We start from the raw sequence: 15,164 nt of genomic DNA, 5'->3' as shown, positions 1-15,164 counted from the left end.
GCCGTTCGCTCAGTCCGTGGGCAGCGGGCGGATGTGCGGGGTGATCCGGGTGCCCGGGCTGGCGCGGACGATGGTGATGAGCCGGTCCGTGAGTTGCAGGGTGCCGATGGAGCGGTCGTCGTAACCGAGCACGCGGTGGCCGCGGACCACGCTCACCACGAGGTCGTCGATCTCGCGCGGCCGTTTGCCCGCCTCGGCGCGCACCACGGGCCGTTCCACGAGGTCCAGTCCGCTGCCCTGCTGGATGAGGTCTTCTATGACCATGCCTGCGGCGGGGCTGAGGACGGAGAGGCCGAGCAGCCGGCCGGCCGCGCTGGCGCTGGTGATGACGGCGTCGGCGCCGGACTGCCGCAGCAGCGGGGCGTTCTCCTCCTCGCGCACGGCGGCGACGATCTTGGCGCTCCGGTTGAGCTGCCGGGCGGTCAGGGTGACGAGCACGGCGGTGTCGTCGCGCTGCGGGGCGACGATGATCTGCCGGGCCTTGCCCACCTCGGCCCGCTTGAGCACATCGCTGCGGGTGGCGTCGCCCATGACCCCGGCGTAGCCGTCGGCGGTCGCCGCGTCGATCACCTTGGCGCTGGGGTCGACCACGACCACCTGCTCCTTCTTCAGCCCGGTCGCGCACACGGTCTGCACGGCGGACCGCCCCTTCGTGCCGAAGCCGATGACGACGGTGTGCTCGCGCAAGGCGGACCTCCAGCGTTTCAGGCGCCACTCCTCCCGGGTCCGTTCGGTGAGGACCTCCAGCGTGGTGCCGACCAGGATGATCAGGAACAGCACGCGCAGGGGCGTGATGACGAAGATGTTGGTCAGCCGGGCGCTGTCGCTGACCGGGGTGATGTCGCCGTATCCCGTGGTGGAGAGGGTGACGGTGGCGTAGTAGAAGGAGTCGAGCAGATCCACGGAGTCGTCGGCGCTGTCGCGGTAGCCCTCGCGGTCGACGTAGACGACGAGCGCGGTGAGGAGCAGGACCAGCAGCGCCATGAGCAGCCGTTTGGCGACCTGACGGAGGGGGCGTTCCACCACTTTCACGGGAAGTTTCACCCGGTGGGTGGCCGACCGTTCGTCCATCTGGGTGCCGTTGCCCGGGGGGCGGTCGGAATCGGGCGAGGCGGTGGCGTCGTAGTCCGCGTGTTTCACGTGAAACATACCCCGATCCCGGCGACCGCCCAGGGCAGGTCCAGCAGTTCCGCCTCCTCGCCCGGCCGGGCCCCGCCCGGCGGTACGACGGCCAGCGCGTCGGCGGCGGCGACACCGCGCAGCATCGCCGGGCCGTTGTAGTGCAGCGGTACGGCGCGGTCACCGCGCAGCACCACGGGGACGAGCCGGGTGTCGTAGGGGTGCCCGTGCACCGCCTCCGTCAGCGGCAGCGCGTACGGCTCGGGGGCCGGGTGGGCGGCCAGGGTCCGCAGCAGCGGCTCGGCGAGCGTGAGCAGGCCGGAAACGGCCGCGAGGGGGTTGCCGGGCAGCCCGACGAGATGCCGGCCGTCCTGGAGGCGGGCCAGCAGCATGGGATGGCCGGGGCGCACCGCGACGCCGTCCACGAGGAGTTCGGCGCCGATGCGTTCCAGGGTGGGATGGACATGGTCGACGGGCCCGGCGGCGGTGCCTCCGGTGGTGACGATCAGGTCGGCCGAGGATGCGGTGATCGCCTTGCGCAGGGCCCTGGCGTCGTCGCGGACCCGGCGTACGGCGACGACCTCGGCACCGAGGGCGCGCAGCCAGGGCGGCAGCATCGGGCCGAGCGCGTCCCGGATCAGGCCGTCGTGCGGCAGCCCCTCGGTCAGCAACTCGTCCCCGAGGACGAGGACTTCGACGCGGGGGCGGGGGACGACGGTGACGGTGTCGTATCCCGCGGCGGCGGCCAGGCCGAGGACGGCGGGGGTGATCAGGGTGCCGACGGGCAGCAACTGGTCGCCGCTGCGGCACTCCTGGCCGCGCGGGCGGATGTCCTGACCGTGGGCCAGGTCCCGGGTGGCGTGCAGCCGGCCCTGGGTGTCGGTGCGGCCGTGCTCGGTGCGCAGCACGGCGGTGGTGTCGGCGGGGACGCGGGCACCGGTCGCGATGGGCACCGCCTCGCCGTCGGTGAGCGGCGCGGGCTGGGCGTGCCCGGCGAGCACGCCCTCCTCGCGCACCGTCCAGGGGCCGGGTCCGGCGACCGCCCAGCCGTCCATCGCGGAGGTGTCGAAGGAGGGCAGGTCGCCGAGCGCGTCGAGGGGCGCGGCCAGGACCAGGCCGAGGGAGTCGCCGAGCGGGACGGAGACGGGGCCCCGACGGGTGCCCGCGGACCGGGCCGTCCGGGCGGCGCGGGCGGCGATCTCGCGGGCCTCGGGCCAGGAGGCGGCCCGGTGCGGCCCGTCGGTCCGCGCGTCCCGTGTCCCGGGCACCGGGGCCGGGCCGGTGCCGTCGTCCTTGGCTTCCCTCACGAGGGCCAGGGCCTCCTCGACATCGAGGTCGTCGCCGTCCTCCACGGGTGCCCCGCCGCGGAGGCGGGACGCGGTCATCCGGCGTCCGGGGCGCTCGGGCCCCCGTTCCCTTCCCCGGCCCCGCCGGTCTCCCGCGCCTCTTCCTCCCAGCGCAGCGCCAGTGCGGCGGCCTTGCGAGCGGCCTCGGCGACGGCCTCGGGGCCACCCTCGCCCCGGGCCGCGGCGTAGCCGACGAGGAAGGTGGTCAGCGGGGCGGCGGGCCGCGCGACACCGTGCGCGGCGTCCCGGGCCAGGTCGAGCAGGACGTTCATGTCGACGTCCAGGTCGATGCCCAGCTCGTCCTTGACTGCGGAGATCCATTCATCCAACACGTGCCCATGCTCCCTGATGCGCGCCCTGGCGTTGACGATGTCGTCCCAGGTGTCGCAGTCGAAGGACGCGTGCGGGTCCGGAACGCGGGTGAGGCGGAGGGCGCCGGTGAGCCGGCGCAGCGGCAGGCCGGTGAGTCCGTCGTGCGCGGCGGCGAGCGCGGCCAGTTCACGGCGGAGCGCGGCGGTGCGGTAGGCGGCCACCAGCGGCTGGTCGCGGCCGTCCGCGTCGGTGAGCAGTGCGCCGTCGGCGCCGGTCCCGTGGAGCGCGGCCAGCAACCGGCGCAGTGTGGCCGGGCGGAGGAAGGGGAGGTCGGCGGAGAGGACGACGGCGTGCTCGGCCGTGGTGTGCCGCAGACCGGCGGCCAGCGCGGCGACCGGCCCCGCGCCGGGCGGCTCCTCGCGTGCCCAGCGCACGGGCCGGACGGTGGGCCGGGGCGCGGCCACCACGACGGTCGTACGGGCGCCCGCGCAGGCGGCGAGCACCCGGTCCAGCAGTGCCCGGCCGCCGACCCGTACCCCGGGCTTGTCGGCCCCGCCGAGCCGCCGCGCGGCACCGCCGGCCAGCACGACGGCGTCGTACGGGTCGTACGGCACGGGGGTCGTGGCGGCCGCGGTGGCCGGCGGCCCGGCGCCGGTCTCGTCGGCGGTGGCTTTGTCGGTCACTCCCCGAGTATGCGGGCCGGGCCGATCACAGGGAACCGCGGGTTCACAGCGTGCGCAGCAGCACCGCCGGCTGTTCCACGCAGTCCGCCACGTACCGCAGGAAGCCGCCCGCCGTGCCGCCGTCGCACACCCGGTGGTCGAAGGTGAGCGACAGCTGGACGACCTGGCGCACCGCCAGTTCCCCCTCGTGCACCCAGGGCTTGGGGACGATCCTGCCGACGCCGAGCATGGCCGCCTCGGGGTGGTTGACGATCGGCGTGGAGCCGTCGACGCCGAAGACCCCGTAGTTGTTCAGCGTGAAGGTGCCGCCGGTGAGGTCCCCCGGGGTCAGCGTGCCGGCGCGGGCGGCCTCGGTGAGCCGGGCGAACTCGGCGGTCAGCGACTCGGCGCCGCGCTTATGGGCGTCCCGGACGACCGGTACGACCAGGCCGCGATCGGTCTGTGCCGCGAATCCCAGGTGCACATACGGGTGTTGGACGACCTCACGGGCCTCGCTGTCGACCGAGGAGTTCAGCTCGGGGAAGCGGGCGAGCGCGGCGGTGCAGACGCGGGCGAGCAGCGCGATGAGCGAGATCTTCGGCCCTCCGGCCGCGTTCATCGCGGCCCGCGCGCGCATCAGTTCCGTGGCGTCGGCGTCCACCCAGCAGGTCGCGTCCGGGATCTCCCGGCGGCTGCGGGAGAGCTTGTCGGCGACGGCGCCGCGGATGCCCTTGAGGGGAACGCGGACCTCCCCCGCGCCCGGGGCGGAAACGGCCGCGGCGGGGGCCCCGGACGTGCGGCCGCGGTCCCGGTCCGGTTCGGTCCGCAGGGCGCGCTCCACGTCGGCGCGCAGGATCAGCCCGTCCGGACCCGAACCGGCCAGCCCGCGCAGATCCAGCCCGCCCTCGCGGGCCAGTCGCCGGACCAGCGGGGAGATCACGGGCACGGGACCGCCGGGCGCCGCGGCCGGGGCGACGGCGGGGGCGCTCACGGCGGGCGCGGGCGCGGCGCCGTTCACCCTCGCCCCGCCGGCCGGCGCCGTCGGCCGTACCCGCCGCCGGCGGCCGGGCGCCTCGGAGGTGCCGTAGCCGACCAGGACATTGCCCGAACCGCTCTCCGGCTCGGCCTCCGGTTCGCCGACGGCGACCGTCAGCAGCGGTGCGCCGACCGGCAGTTCGGTGCCCTCCTCGCCGTAGCGGGCGGTGACCACGCCACCGTAGGGACAGGGCACCTCCACCGAGGCCTTGGCGGTCTCGACCTCGACCACCGGCTGGTCGACGGCGACCACGTCACCGACCTGGACCAGCCAGCGGACGATCTCCGCCTCGGTCAGTCCCTCGCCGAGGTCGGGCAGTTTGAACTCCAGCACCTGTGCCATCAGCCCTCGGCCTCCCACTGCAACCGGGCCACGGCGTCCAGGATGCGGTCCACGCCGGGCAGATGGTGCCGCTCCAGCATGGGCGGCGGGTAGGGCAGGTCGAACCCGGCCACGCGCAGCACGGGGGCCTCCAGGTGGTGGAAGCAGCGCTCGGTGACGCGGGCCGCGATCTCGCCGCCCGGCCCGCCGAAGCCGGTGGACTCGTGCACCACCACCGCGCGTCCGGTGCGGCGCACGGAGGCGCACACCGTCTCGTCGTCGAACGGCACCAGGGAGCGCAGGTCGACGACCTCCAGGTCCCAGCCCTCGGTCCGCGCTGCCTCGGCGGCCTCCAGGCAGACGGGCACGGAGGGGCCGTAGGTGATCAGCGTGGCGCTGCGGCCGGTGCGCCGCACCACCGCCCGGCCGATCGGCTCGACCTCCGCCGGCTGCTCGGGGTTCCAGATGTCCTTGGACCAGTAGAGCCGCTTGGGCTCCAGGAAGACCACCGGGTCGTCGGAGGCGATGGACCGGCGCAGCAGGCCGTAGGCGTCGGCGACGGTCGCGGGTGTGACCACGTGCAGGCCGGGGGTGGCCATGTAGTACGCCTCGGAGGAGTCGCTGTGGTGCTCGACGCCGCCGATACCGCCCCCGTAGGGGATGCGCACGGTGATCGGCAGCGGCATCCTGCCGCGGGTGCGGTTGCGCATCCGGGAGACATGGCTGACCAGTTGCTCGAACGCCGGGTAGGCGAAGGCGTCGAACTGCATCTCCACCACCGGCCGCAGGCCGTACATGGCCATGCCGACGGCGGCGCCGAGGATGCCGGCCTCGGCGAGCGGGGTGTCGGTGCAGCGGTCCTCGCCGAACTCCTTGGCGAGTCCGTCGGTGACCCGGAAGACTCCGCCGAGGGTGCCGACGTCCTCGCCCAGGACGTGCACGCTCGGGTCGGCGGCCATCGCGTCGCGCATCGCGCGGGTGAGGGCCTGTGCCATGGTGGCGGGCTTGACGGCCACGGTGGTCATCGGCGGTCGCCTTCCTGCTGGTCGGGCCCGTCCTGCTCGGCCGCCAGCTCGGCCCGCAACAGGTCCCGCTGTTCGCGCAGTTGGGCGGTGGTCTCGGCGTAGACGTGGTCGAAGAGGTCCATGGGGTCGAGCTCGGGGTCCTGGTTCATGCGTGCGCGCAGGTCCGCGGCCATCGCCTCGGCTTCCTCCCGTACGGCCTCCAGGGCGGCCTCGTCGAGCAGGCCGCGCTCGGTCAGCTCCGTCTCCAGCAGCCGCACCGGGTCGTGCGCGCGCCAGGCCTCCACCTCGGCGTCGCCGCGGTAACGGGTGGCGTCGTCGGCGTTGGTGTGGGCGTCGATGCGGTAGGTGACCGCCTCGACCAGCGTGGGGCCGCCGCCCGCGCGGGCGTGCCGTACGGCGTCGGTGAGCACCTCGTGTACTGCGGCGGCGTCGTTGCCGTCGACCAGGCGGCCCGGCATGCCGTACCCGACGGCCTTGTGGGCCAGGGAGGGCGCCGCGGTCTGCTTGGCGAGCGGGACGGAGATGGCGAAACCGTTGTTCTGCACCAGGAAGACCACGGGTGCCTGCCAGACGGCCGCGAAGTTCAGCGCCTCGTGGAAGTCGCCCTCGCTGGTGCCGCCGTCGCCGACCATGGCGAGCGCCACCACGTCGTCGCCCTTGAGACGGGCGGCGTGGGCGAGGCCGACGGCGTGCGGGAGCTGGGTGGCCAGCGGGGTGGACAGGGGGGCGACCCGGTGGGCGTGGGGGTCGTAGCCGCTGTGCCAGTCGCCGCGCAGCAGGGTGAGGGCCTCGACCGGGTCCACCCCGCGGGCGACGACGGCGAGGGTGTCGCGGTAGCTGGGGAAGAGCCAGTCGCGCTCTTCCAGGACCAGGGCGGCGGCGACCTCGCACGCCTCCTGGCCGGTGCTGGAGGGGTAGACGGCGAGGCGGCCCTGCTTGGTGAGCGCGGTGGCCTGGGTGTTGTAGCGGCGGCCGCGCACCAGGTGGGCGTGGAGCCGGCGGAGCAGGTCGGGATCGGCCTTGGCGGCCGCCTCGGTGCCGAGGACGCGGTAGGGCTCGGCGTCGGGCAGCAGCGGCGCGGGGTCCATACGGGGCTGCCAGGCGGGCGGCGGCGATGGCCGGTACGCGCCCCGCTGCTCCAGAACCGTCATGACGGCACCTCCTCGTGGGAGCGGCTACGGGAGGCGTGTCGGCTGTGACCCGCCTCACCTACCGATTGTTCGGTCGTCGGCACAATTTGGCTACAGGCGGGTCGAGGCTGTGGACAAACGGTTCTCCACAGCCTGGAATGGACGCAGGACGTCCACGGCGAGGAAGCGGGGGGACATGCCACCTGAACGAATGGCCGACGAGACGCAGGAGGCCGTGCTGTCCCCGGCCCGGCCGCTGGACGCGATCGACCAGGACATTCTGCGCATCCTCCAGGCGGACGGCCGCGCCTCGATACGGTCGGTCGCCGAACGCGTCCACGTCTCGCGCGCCAACGCCTACGCGCGCATCAACCGGCTCGTCGAGGACGGGGTGATCCGGGGGTTCGGCGCGCGCGTGGACCACGAGCGCGCCGGACACAGCACCTCGGCGTACATCACGCTGAAGATCGTCCAGAACACCTGGCGCACGGTCCGCGAACAGCTCAGGCAGCTGCCCGGCGCCTCGCACATCGCGCTGGTGGGCGGCGACTTCGACGTCCTGCTGCTGGTGCACACGCCCGACAACCGGGCACTGCGCGAGCTGGTGCTCACCCGGCTCCAGGCCATCCCCGAGGTGCTGAGCACCCGCACGCTGCTGGTGTTCGAGGAGGAGGACCTGGAGCCGGACGCCTAGGGTCTTTCGTCTGGATCAGGCCGGATCAGGGAGCGGGGTCTGGTGCGTGCAGATGCAAGGCGGAGGAGGGAGTCAACGCGGAGCGTTGGCGACCGACGACAACGCCGCAGATGTGCGTGCCAGACCCCGCGAGCCCGGCATGATCCAGACGAGAGGCCCTAGCTCAGTCCCCGCGCAGCCCCGAGAAGACCAGCCGGACGACCGCGTCGGCCACCTCGCGGCCGGTGGCGCCGCGCGCATCCGGCCGGTACCACTCCACGATGGAGTTGATCATCCCGAAGACCAGCCGGGTGACCAGTCGCACCTCCACGTCGGCGCGTACGTCCCCGTCGGTGGCGGCCGCCTTGAGCAGTTCCGCGACCCGGTGGTCGAAGTCGCGGCGCCGCTCCAGCGCCCACCGCTCGGTGGCGGTGTTGCCGCGCACCCGCAGCAGCAGCGTCACATAGGGCAGTTCGGCTATGAGCACCTCGACCATGCGCCGCACGACGTGCTCCAGGCGGTCCACGGGCCGCCCCTCGCCCGCCCCCGGCTCCTCCAGGATCGCGAACAGGCCGTCCAGGGCACGGCTGACGGCCCGGCGCAGCAGTTCCTCCTTGCCGCTGACGTGGTGGTAGATCGACGACTTGGAGATGCCGGCCGCCCGGGACAGGTGCTCCATGGAGGTGCCGTCGTAGCCGCGCTGGTTGAAGACCTGGACGGCCACGGAGAGCAGCGTCTCGGGGGTGTACGTGTCGCGTCGTGCCGTGGTCATGAGGGGTCCTCCCGCCGTTCGGCGGCGCACGAGTGGCGGAAGAGCGCGAGCGAGGGCGCGTAGCGACCGGAGGGGTCGCGGTCGTGCATCTCGTCCAGCACCTCGTAGGCGAAGTCGTGGCCGAGCCTGTCGTCCCACTCGAAGGGGCCGAGCGGGTAGTTGACGCCCAGGCGCATCGCGGTGTCGATGTCCTCCTTGGTCGCCACGCCCTTGACGAGGGCGTCGTGGGCGAGGTCGATGATCCGGGCCACGGTGCGGGCCACGATCATGCCGGGGACGTCGCCGATGACGCTGACGTCCTTGCCGAGCGCCTGGAAGAGCCCGGTGGCCTCGGCGAGCGTGCGGGGCGAGGTGTCCTGGGAGGCCGCCAGGGCGATACGGGTGGCCTTGCGGTAGTCGAGGGCGAGGTCGAAGTAGACGACGTCGCGGAACTCCACGGACGTCTGGCCGTCGGCGAGCACCAGCTGGCCGCCGCTCGGCAGCACCAGGCGGGTGCCGTTGTCCTCGTCCTCCTCGCGGACCTGGATGCCCGCCTCGCGGATCAGGTCGAGCAGTTCGCGCGCGGGGCCGAGCCGCCCCTCGGCGACGACGTGGGCGGGCGGCTGCTCCTTGTCGGCGGTGTGCGGCTCGGGCCGCTCGGCGCCCTCGGTGTGGTCGTACCAGCCATGTCCGGTCTTGCGGCCGAGGCGGCCCGACTCCACCAGGCGGCGCTGGGCCAGCGACGGGGTGAACCGCACGTCCTGGAAGAAGGACTGCCACACCGAGTGCGTCACCGCCTCGTTGACGTCCTGGCCGATCAGGTCGGTGAGTTCGAAGGCGCCCATCCGGAAGCCGCCCGACTCGCGCAGGACCGCGTCGATGGTGGCCGGGTCGGCGGCCTGCGCCTCGTAGACGGCGAACGCCTCGGCGTAGAAGGGCCGGGCGATCCGGTTGACGATGAACCCGGGGGTGTCCGCGCAGGCCACCGGCGTCTTGCCCCAGGCGCGGGCGGTCTCGTACGCGCGCGTGGCCGAGGCGACGTCGGTGGCGAACCCCGAGACGACCTCGACCAGCGGGAGCAGCGGGGCGGGGTTGAAGAAGTGCAGGCCGAGGAAGCGGCCCGGATGGCGCAGGGCGCCGCCGATCGCCGTCACCGACAGCGAGGAGGTGTTGGTGGCGAGCAGGCAGTCCTCGGCGACGACGTCCTCCAGCTCGCCGAAGAGCTGCTGCTTCACGTCGAGGCGCTCCAGGACGGCCTCCACGACGAGGGCGCAGTCGGCCAGCTCCGACAGGGCCTGCGCGGGTTCCAGGCGGGCGCGGGCCGCGTCCCGGGCGGCGGCGTCGAGCCGGCCCTTGTCCACCAGCCGGTCGAGGCGGGCGCCGATCGCCGCGGCCGCTTCCCGGGCACGCCCGGGTACGGCGTCGTAGAGCCGCACGGGGTGGCCGGCGACCAGCGCGACCTGGGCGATGCCCTGGCCCATGGTGCCGGTGCCGACGACGGCCACGGGGCTGCTGAGGTCGAGTGCTGTCATGTCCGCGATCCTCCCGCACGGGGTTTTCCACAGATACGGCGGACCCCCTTGAACCGACCGATCGTTCGGTTACTCTAGCCCTGACCGTCCCATCCCGCTGCTCTTTCTGCCAGGACGTGAACTCGACGAAGAGTTCCCGAGACGAGGAGTTGGTCCCGCATGGCCGCCGAACTGACCGCCCCGGAGCTGATCGCCAAGCACCGGCCCACGCTCGACCAGGCTCTGGAAGCGATCCGCACGCGCGCCTACTGGTCCCCGCACCCCGAGCACCCCAAGGCGTACGGCGAACACGGCAGCCTGGACGCGGCGGCGGGCAAGGCCGCTTTCGACGCCCTGCTGGGCTCGCGCCTGGACCTCGGCCAGCCGGGCACCGACGACTGGGTCGGCGGCGAGGTCTCGCCGTACGGCATCGAGCTGGGCGTCAGCTACCCGCACGCGGACCTGGACGTGCTGCTGCCCGCGATGAAGGCGGGCCAGCGGGCCTGGCGGGACGCCGGCCCCGAGGTGCGGGCCGTGGTCTGCCTGGAGATCCTCAAGCGGATCAGCGACCGGACGCACGAGTTCGCGCACGCCGTCATGCACACCAGCGGGCAGGCCTTCATGATGGCGTTCCAGGCGGGCGGCCCGCACGCCCAGGACCGCGGCCTGGAGGCGGTGGCGTACGCGTACGCGGAGCAGGTCCGCACCCCGGGCACGGCGGAGTGGACCAAGCCGCAGGGCAAGCGCGACCCGCTGGTGCTCACCAAGGAGTTCATCCCCGTCCCGCGCGGCATCGGCCTGGTCATCGGCTGCAACACCTTCCCGACCTGGAACGGCTTCCCGGGCCTGTTCGCCTCCCTGGCGACCGGCAACGCGGTCCTGGTCAAGCCGCACCCGCGCGCGGTGCTGCCGCTCGCGCTGACCGTGCGGATCGCCCGCGAGGCGCTCGCCGAGGCCGGCTTCGACGCCAACCTGGTGGCCCTGGCCGCCGAACGCCCCGGCGAGGGCATCGCCAAGACCCTCGCGACCCGCCCGGAGATCAGGATCATCGACTACACCGGGTCGACGTCCTTCGGCGACTGGCTGGAGACCAACGCCCGCCAGGCGCAGGTCTACACGGAGAAGGCCGGCGTCAACACGGTGGTCGTGCACTCCACGGACGACTACAAGGGGATGCTGTCCAACCTGGCGTTCTCGCTGTCCCTGTACAGCGGCCAGATGTGCACCACCCCGCAGAACCTGCTGATCCCGCGGGACGGCATCCACACCGACCAGGGCCCGAAGACCTTCGACGAGGTCACCGCCGACCTCGCCCGCGCGGTCGACGGCCTCCTCGGCGACGACGCGCGGGCCAACGGGCTGCTGGGCGCGATCGTCAACCCCGACGTCAAGGCCCGTCTGGAGGCCGCCGCCGGCCTCGGCGAGGTCGCCCTCGCGTCCCGGGAGATCACCAACCCGGAGTTCCCGGACGCGGTGGTGCGCACCCCGGTGATCGTCAAGCTGGACGGCGCCAAGCCCGACGCCGAGGCCGCCTACATGAGCGAGTGCTTCGGCCCCGTCTCCTTCGCCGTCGCGGTGGACTCGGCGACCGACGCGGTGGAGCTGCTGCGGCGCACGGTGCGCGAGAAGGGCGCGATGACGGTCGGCGCGTACACCACCGACGCCGAGGTCGAGCGGGCCGTCCAGGAGGTGTGCCTGGAGGAGGCGGCCCAGCTGTCCTTCAACCTCACCGGCGGGGTGTTCGTGAACCAGACCGCGGCCTTCTCCGACTTCCACGGCTCGGGCGGCAACCCGGCGGCGAACGCGGCCCTGTGCGACGGCGCCTTCGTGGCGAACCGCTTCCGGGTGGTCGAGGTGCGCCGGGACGTGCGGGCCTAGGGTCTTTCGTTTTGATCAGGCCGGATCAGGGAGCGGGGTCTGGTGCGTGCAGATGCAAGGCGAAGGAGGGAGTCAACGCGATGGGGGTGCCCCCGCGCGAGCGAAGCCGAGCGTGGGGGAGTTGGCGACCGACGACAACGCCGCAGATGTGCGTGCCAGACCCCGCGAGCCCGGCATGATCCAGACGAGAGGCCCTAGAGCCGGCCCAGGGCGGCGGGAGCGCCTCCGGTGGCGCTCCAGTGGTACAGCGTCATCGCCACACTGGTGGCGAGGTTGTAGCTGGAGACCTGGGGGCGCATCGGCAGCCGCAGCAGGTGGTCGGCACGCGCGCGCACCGCTGCCGACAGCCCGCTGCGCTCCGACCCGAAGGCGAGCACGGCGTCGTCGGGCAGCTCGGTGCCGCGGATGTCCTCGCCCTCCGGGTCCAGCGCGAACAGCGGCCCGGGCGGCAGTTCGCCGATGTCCAGGCGCTCCACGGCGGTCGCGAAGTGCAGGCCCGCGCCACCGCGCACCACCGTGGGGTGCCAGGGGTCGAGGGTGCCGGTGGTGACCACCCCGGTCGCCCCGAACCCGGCGGCCAGCCGGATCACGGCGCCCGCGTTGCCCAGGTTGCGGGGGTTGTCGAGGACCACCACGGGGCTGGTGCGGGGCAGCCGGGCGAGCGTGCGCAGATGGGCCTCGCGGGAGGGGCGTACGGCGAGCGCGGCGACCCCCGTCGGATGCGGCCGCGGGACGAGCGCCGCGTACGTCCGCTCGGGCACCTCGGTGAGCAGGCCGCCCATGATCTCCCGCACGTCCTCGGCCAGTTCCCCGGCCAGGTCGAGCGCGGCCCGCCGGTCGGTGGTGACCGCCACCGGCACCTCGGCCCCGAAGCGCAGCGCGTGTTTCAGGGCGTGGAAGCCGTCGAGCAGCACGGCGGACGCGGCGTGCTCGCGCCAGCGGATGAGCGGGTCGGTCATGCCGTGAACCCTACGTGGCCCGGCGTGCTCTCCTCCGGAGAGCGTGGCCCGGGCACCGGGCCGCCGCCCTCGCGTACGAAGCGCCCGCGCGCGCGGGCCGCGAGACGGCCGACCCGCAGCAGGAAGGAGGTCGGCAGAAAGACCGCGTCAGCCGTGATCATCGCCAGCGAGAAGAAGGGCAGTCCGAGGGCGACGGCGATCACGGCGTGCTCCAGGATCAGCAGCACCAGCAGCACGTTCTTCACCCGCCGGTTGAGCAGGGTGAACGGGAAGGCGACCTGCACCGTGACGGTGCCGTACGCCACGACCGTCAGCATGGTGGCACTGGCCGACAGCAGACCGGCGAGGCCGGGCCAGGGCGTGAAGTAGTCCAGGTGGAGCGGGTAGTAGACGGCGGTGCCGTCCTGCCAGCGCGAGCCCTGGATCTTGTACCAGCCGGCCGTGGCGTAGATCAGACAGGCCTCGGCCATGATCACCACGAGGGCGCCGTTGTGCAGGACGTTGGCGATCACGTCCAGCAGGATGCGCGGCTCGGCCGACCGTGCCCGGCGCTGGACCAGCCACCACACTCCGAGCACCGCCCACACCGCCCACAGCAGGGCGGGGATCAGCCAGCTGTTGCCGAAGAGCCTGCCGGTCGCGGTCGCCGTGACCAGTGCGAGCCCCAGCACCGCCCACAGCGCCGGGCCCGTCCGGTCGGCGGGGGTTCGCTCCCCCCGCGCGTGTGCCGCCGCGGTGCGCGCCGCCCGCCGCGCGTCGAGGGACCACACCTGACCGCAGCGCGTGAACACGAGGTAGATGGACATCAGGTGCAGCACGTTGTCGCCGCCGTCACCGATGAAGATGCTGCGGTTCTGCAGCGAGACGACGCCCACCATGAACAGCACGGACGCCGTACGGGTGCGCCAGCCGAGCAGCAGCGCGGCGGCGGCCAGGATCGCGAGCGCGTAGCAGAACTCGAACCACGGCTGCCCGCTCGACCACGTCAGGGCGGTGAAGGCGTGGTTGTCCCCGGTCAGCCGCTTGACCATGGCCAGGTTCCAGGGTCCGCTGGGGCCGTACAGCTCCTGGCGGTACGGGAACTCGCGCAGCAGGTAGAGCAGCCAGGTGAAGGCGAAGCCGATCCGGATGACGGCGCTCTGATAGGGCCCGAGGGCCGCCTCGGTGACACGGGTGAGCGCACGCGACAGCGGCGCGGGGAGCTGGTTCACCGCACACCCCCGGCGGCCTCGTCGGCGCGCACCGTCCACCAGGGCAGCTCGCGGTAGTAGGGCTTGTCGGGCACCCGTTCGTCGCTCCACGACGGGGGCTGCACATTGGTGGTGCGGGAGCGGACCTGCACCCGCTGGATGACGCCGTCCCGGCTGGTCGGATCGGTGCGGTACAGGCGCAGCACCACTATCCGGCGCAGGTAGTCCTCGGAGAGGGAGCCGCGCATGCCGACGGGACGGTCGTCGTCGGTGTGCGTCGCGGTGAGGAAGTCCCAGGCCCTGCGCAGTTCGTTCTGCTGGGCGTGGCTGGGCGCCAGATTGCCGTGTATGGCGGCGCCGTCCTGCGCGGACAGGTCGGTCCAGCCGGTGGTGATCAGGCTGCCGTCCTTCGTCCGCACCTCGGCGCGCACCTGCACGGCGATGTTCTGCTGCAACGGGTTGGGCGCGAACAGCTTCCAGTTCTGCTCGAACTCCGGGAACACCCACGCCTCGACGGCCTTGTCGTGCTGCTTCGACACCGCGTTCGGCGGCGCGACGCTGAGGAACACCATCAGCAGGTGCACACCGACCCCGACGGCGACAGCGGCGACGGCGAGCGCGGCGGCGACTTGGTAGCGGGGGGAGAGGGCGAGGATTCCCTGCTGGGCGGGCTGGGGCTGGGGCGTTTCTGGGCGGGCTGGTTCGGGACCGGTTGCTCCCGGGCGGGCCGCCTCCAGGCGGGGCGGCACCAGACCGGCCGTTTCCGGGGCCGACGGCTCCGGCCGCGACGGCTCCCGGCCCATCGGCCCCAGGCGCGACGGCTCCCGGTCCTTCGCTTCCCGGCCCGTCGGTTCCCGATCCGTCGGTTCCCGATCCGTCGGCCTGAAGCCCAGCAGCTCCAGGCCGGACGGTTCCCGGCTCGCCGGCTCGGGGCCGGTCCGCTCCGGGTCCGCCGGCTCCCCCTCCACCGGCTGCCGACCCGGCAGTTCGCGGCCCACCGCCTCCCTGCCCGGCTCCCGCTCGGCAAAGCCGCCGCCGTCCGGGGGCTCGGCGGAGCCCCCGTCGCGCTCGCCGTCCGGCAGACGTTCCGGGGCGTGCTCCGGGGGACGCGCCCCGGTCGACCCGTCCGGGCCGGGCGCGGCCCCCGAGTCCTCGTCGTACGCGTCCATTCCGCCCCGTCCCCTGTTCCGGCTCGGTCGTGGGCCGGCCCGCCGGGCCGACCCCATGGGTCTGCTCGTCGCAACGGCCGCC

Annotated in this window: 13 protein-coding genes; 2 read left to right on the top strand and 11 right to left on the bottom strand. The window is 73.5% G+C overall.

Annotated features, from left to right (window positions below; all coding sequences use genetic code 11):
• Positions 1-9 precede the first annotated feature (9 nt).
• From HZZ00_RS00315 to pdhA, 6 genes are all read right to left on the bottom strand, one after another.
• Positions 10-1,149 (bottom strand): TrkA family potassium uptake protein, encoded by a 1,140-nt coding sequence (locus HZZ00_RS00315; RefSeq protein WP_180330325.1) that lies wholly within the window; start codon positions 1,147-1,149, stop codon positions 10-12.
• Positions 1,137-2,504 carry a molybdopterin molybdotransferase MoeA gene (locus HZZ00_RS00310; protein ID WP_180330326.1) on the bottom strand — a complete coding sequence of 456 codons (1,368 nt, stop codon included), beginning with the start codon at positions 2,502-2,504 and terminating at the stop codon, positions 1,137-1,139. Before HZZ00_RS00310 ends, HZZ00_RS00315 begins: the two co-directional genes overlap by 13 nt.
• On the bottom strand, positions 2,501-3,391 hold the full coding sequence (locus HZZ00_RS00305; RefSeq protein ID WP_257586042.1) for a molybdenum cofactor guanylyltransferase: 891 nt from the start codon (positions 3,389-3,391) through the stop codon (positions 2,501-2,503). Before HZZ00_RS00305 ends, HZZ00_RS00310 begins: the two co-directional genes overlap by 4 nt.
• Positions 3,392-3,503: 112 nt before the next feature.
• Positions 3,504-4,817, bottom strand: a complete 1,314-nt coding sequence (locus HZZ00_RS00300) for a dihydrolipoamide acetyltransferase family protein (RefSeq protein WP_180330328.1) — start codon at positions 4,815-4,817, stop codon at positions 3,504-3,506.
• Complete coding sequence (locus HZZ00_RS00295; RefSeq protein WP_180330329.1) at positions 4,817-5,821, bottom strand: alpha-ketoacid dehydrogenase subunit beta; 1,005 nt, start codon at positions 5,819-5,821, stop codon at positions 4,817-4,819. Before HZZ00_RS00295 ends, HZZ00_RS00300 begins: the two co-directional genes overlap by 1 nt.
• Positions 5,818-6,972: a pyruvate dehydrogenase (acetyl-transferring) E1 component subunit alpha gene (gene pdhA / locus HZZ00_RS00290; RefSeq protein ID WP_180330330.1), complete on the bottom strand. Its 1,155-nt coding sequence runs from the start codon at positions 6,970-6,972 to the stop codon at positions 5,818-5,820. Before pdhA ends, HZZ00_RS00295 begins: the two co-directional genes overlap by 4 nt.
• A gap of 175 nt (positions 6,973-7,147) precedes the next feature.
• On the opposite strand from pdhA, the gene HZZ00_RS00285 reads away from it, so the two are divergent.
• On the top strand, positions 7,148-7,645 hold the full coding sequence (locus HZZ00_RS00285) for an Lrp/AsnC family transcriptional regulator (protein WP_257585574.1): 498 nt from the start codon (positions 7,148-7,150) through the stop codon (positions 7,643-7,645).
• Positions 7,646-7,808: 163 nt separating this feature from the next.
• Here HZZ00_RS00285 and HZZ00_RS00280 read toward each other — a convergent pair whose 3' ends face one another.
• Both HZZ00_RS00280 and HZZ00_RS00275 read right to left on the bottom strand, forming a co-directional pair.
• Positions 7,809-8,396 carry a TetR/AcrR family transcriptional regulator gene (locus HZZ00_RS00280; RefSeq protein ID WP_180330331.1) on the bottom strand — a complete coding sequence of 196 codons (588 nt, stop codon included), beginning with the start codon at positions 8,394-8,396 and terminating at the stop codon, positions 7,809-7,811.
• Positions 8,393-9,907, bottom strand: coding sequence for a 3-hydroxyacyl-CoA dehydrogenase (locus HZZ00_RS00275; RefSeq protein ID WP_180330332.1), 1,515 nt, complete (start codon positions 9,905-9,907; stop codon positions 8,393-8,395). Before HZZ00_RS00275 ends, HZZ00_RS00280 begins: the two co-directional genes overlap by 4 nt.
• Before the next feature lie 159 nt (positions 9,908-10,066).
• Between HZZ00_RS00275 and paaN the strand changes: the two genes are divergently transcribed.
• Positions 10,067-11,764 (top strand): phenylacetic acid degradation protein PaaN, encoded by a 1,698-nt coding sequence (gene paaN, locus HZZ00_RS00270; protein WP_180330333.1) that lies wholly within the window; start codon positions 10,067-10,069, stop codon positions 11,762-11,764.
• A 194-nt stretch (positions 11,765-11,958) separates the two neighbouring features.
• Here the strand turns inward: paaN and HZZ00_RS00265 are convergent, their stop codons facing one another.
• The 3 genes from HZZ00_RS00265 to HZZ00_RS00255 are packed head-to-tail and all read right to left on the bottom strand — an operon-like array spanning position 11,959 to position 15,082.
• Positions 11,959-12,723: an RNA methyltransferase gene (locus HZZ00_RS00265; RefSeq protein WP_180330334.1), complete on the bottom strand. Its 765-nt coding sequence runs from the start codon at positions 12,721-12,723 to the stop codon at positions 11,959-11,961.
• Positions 12,720-13,934, bottom strand: coding sequence for an HTTM domain-containing protein (locus tag HZZ00_RS00260; protein ID WP_180330335.1), 1,215 nt, complete (start codon positions 13,932-13,934; stop codon positions 12,720-12,722). The genes HZZ00_RS00265 and HZZ00_RS00260 overlap by 4 nt, the downstream gene beginning before the upstream one ends.
• Complete coding sequence (locus HZZ00_RS00255) at positions 13,931-15,082, bottom strand: DUF5819 family protein (RefSeq protein WP_374028507.1); 1,152 nt, start codon at positions 15,080-15,082, stop codon at positions 13,931-13,933. The genes HZZ00_RS00260 and HZZ00_RS00255 overlap by 4 nt, the downstream gene beginning before the upstream one ends.
• Positions 15,083-15,164 lie beyond the last annotated feature (82 nt).

Source organism: Streptomyces sp. NEAU-sy36, from assembly GCF_013423905.1.
GTDB classification, from domain to species: Bacteria; Actinomycetota; Actinomycetes; order Streptomycetales; family Streptomycetaceae; genus Streptomyces; species Streptomyces misionensis.
Note: the sequence above shows the minus strand (reverse complement) of the source record. Positions and strands in the feature narration are given on the sequence as shown.

What these genes read in the sequence shown, in the direction of transcription:
- HZZ00_RS00280 (WP_180330331.1), bottom strand. Translation starts at nt 8,396, where the DNA reads ATGACCACGGCACGACGCGACACGTACACCCCCGAGACGCTGCTCTCC.
- HZZ00_RS00295 (WP_180330329.1), bottom strand. Translation starts at nt 5,821, where the DNA reads ATGACCACCGTGGCCGTCAAGCCCGCCACCATGGCACAGGCCCTCACC.
- pdhA (WP_180330330.1), bottom strand. Translation starts at nt 6,972, where the DNA reads ATGACGGTTCTGGAGCAGCGGGGCGCGTACCGGCCATCGCCGCCGCCC.
- HZZ00_RS00300 (WP_180330328.1), bottom strand. Translation starts at nt 4,817, where the DNA reads ATGGCACAGGTGCTGGAGTTCAAACTGCCCGACCTCGGCGAGGGACTG.
- paaN (WP_180330333.1), top strand. Translation starts at nt 10,067, where the DNA reads ATGGCCGCCGAACTGACCGCCCCGGAGCTGATCGCCAAGCACCGGCCC.
- HZZ00_RS00275 (WP_180330332.1), bottom strand. Translation starts at nt 9,907, where the DNA reads ATGACAGCACTCGACCTCAGCAGCCCCGTGGCCGTCGTCGGCACCGGC.
- HZZ00_RS00285 (WP_257585574.1), top strand. Translation starts at nt 7,148, where the DNA reads ATGCCACCTGAACGAATGGCCGACGAGACGCAGGAGGCCGTGCTGTCC.
- HZZ00_RS00310 (WP_180330326.1), bottom strand. Translation starts at nt 2,504, where the DNA reads ATGACCGCGTCCCGCCTCCGCGGCGGGGCACCCGTGGAGGACGGCGAC.
- HZZ00_RS00265 (WP_180330334.1), bottom strand. Translation starts at nt 12,723, where the DNA reads ATGACCGACCCGCTCATCCGCTGGCGCGAGCACGCCGCGTCCGCCGTG.
- HZZ00_RS00255 (WP_374028507.1), bottom strand. Translation starts at nt 15,082, where the DNA reads ATGGACGCGTACGACGAGGACTCGGGGGCCGCGCCCGGCCCGGACGGG.
- HZZ00_RS00315 (WP_180330325.1), bottom strand. Translation starts at nt 1,149, where the DNA reads ATGTTTCACGTGAAACACGCGGACTACGACGCCACCGCCTCGCCCGAT.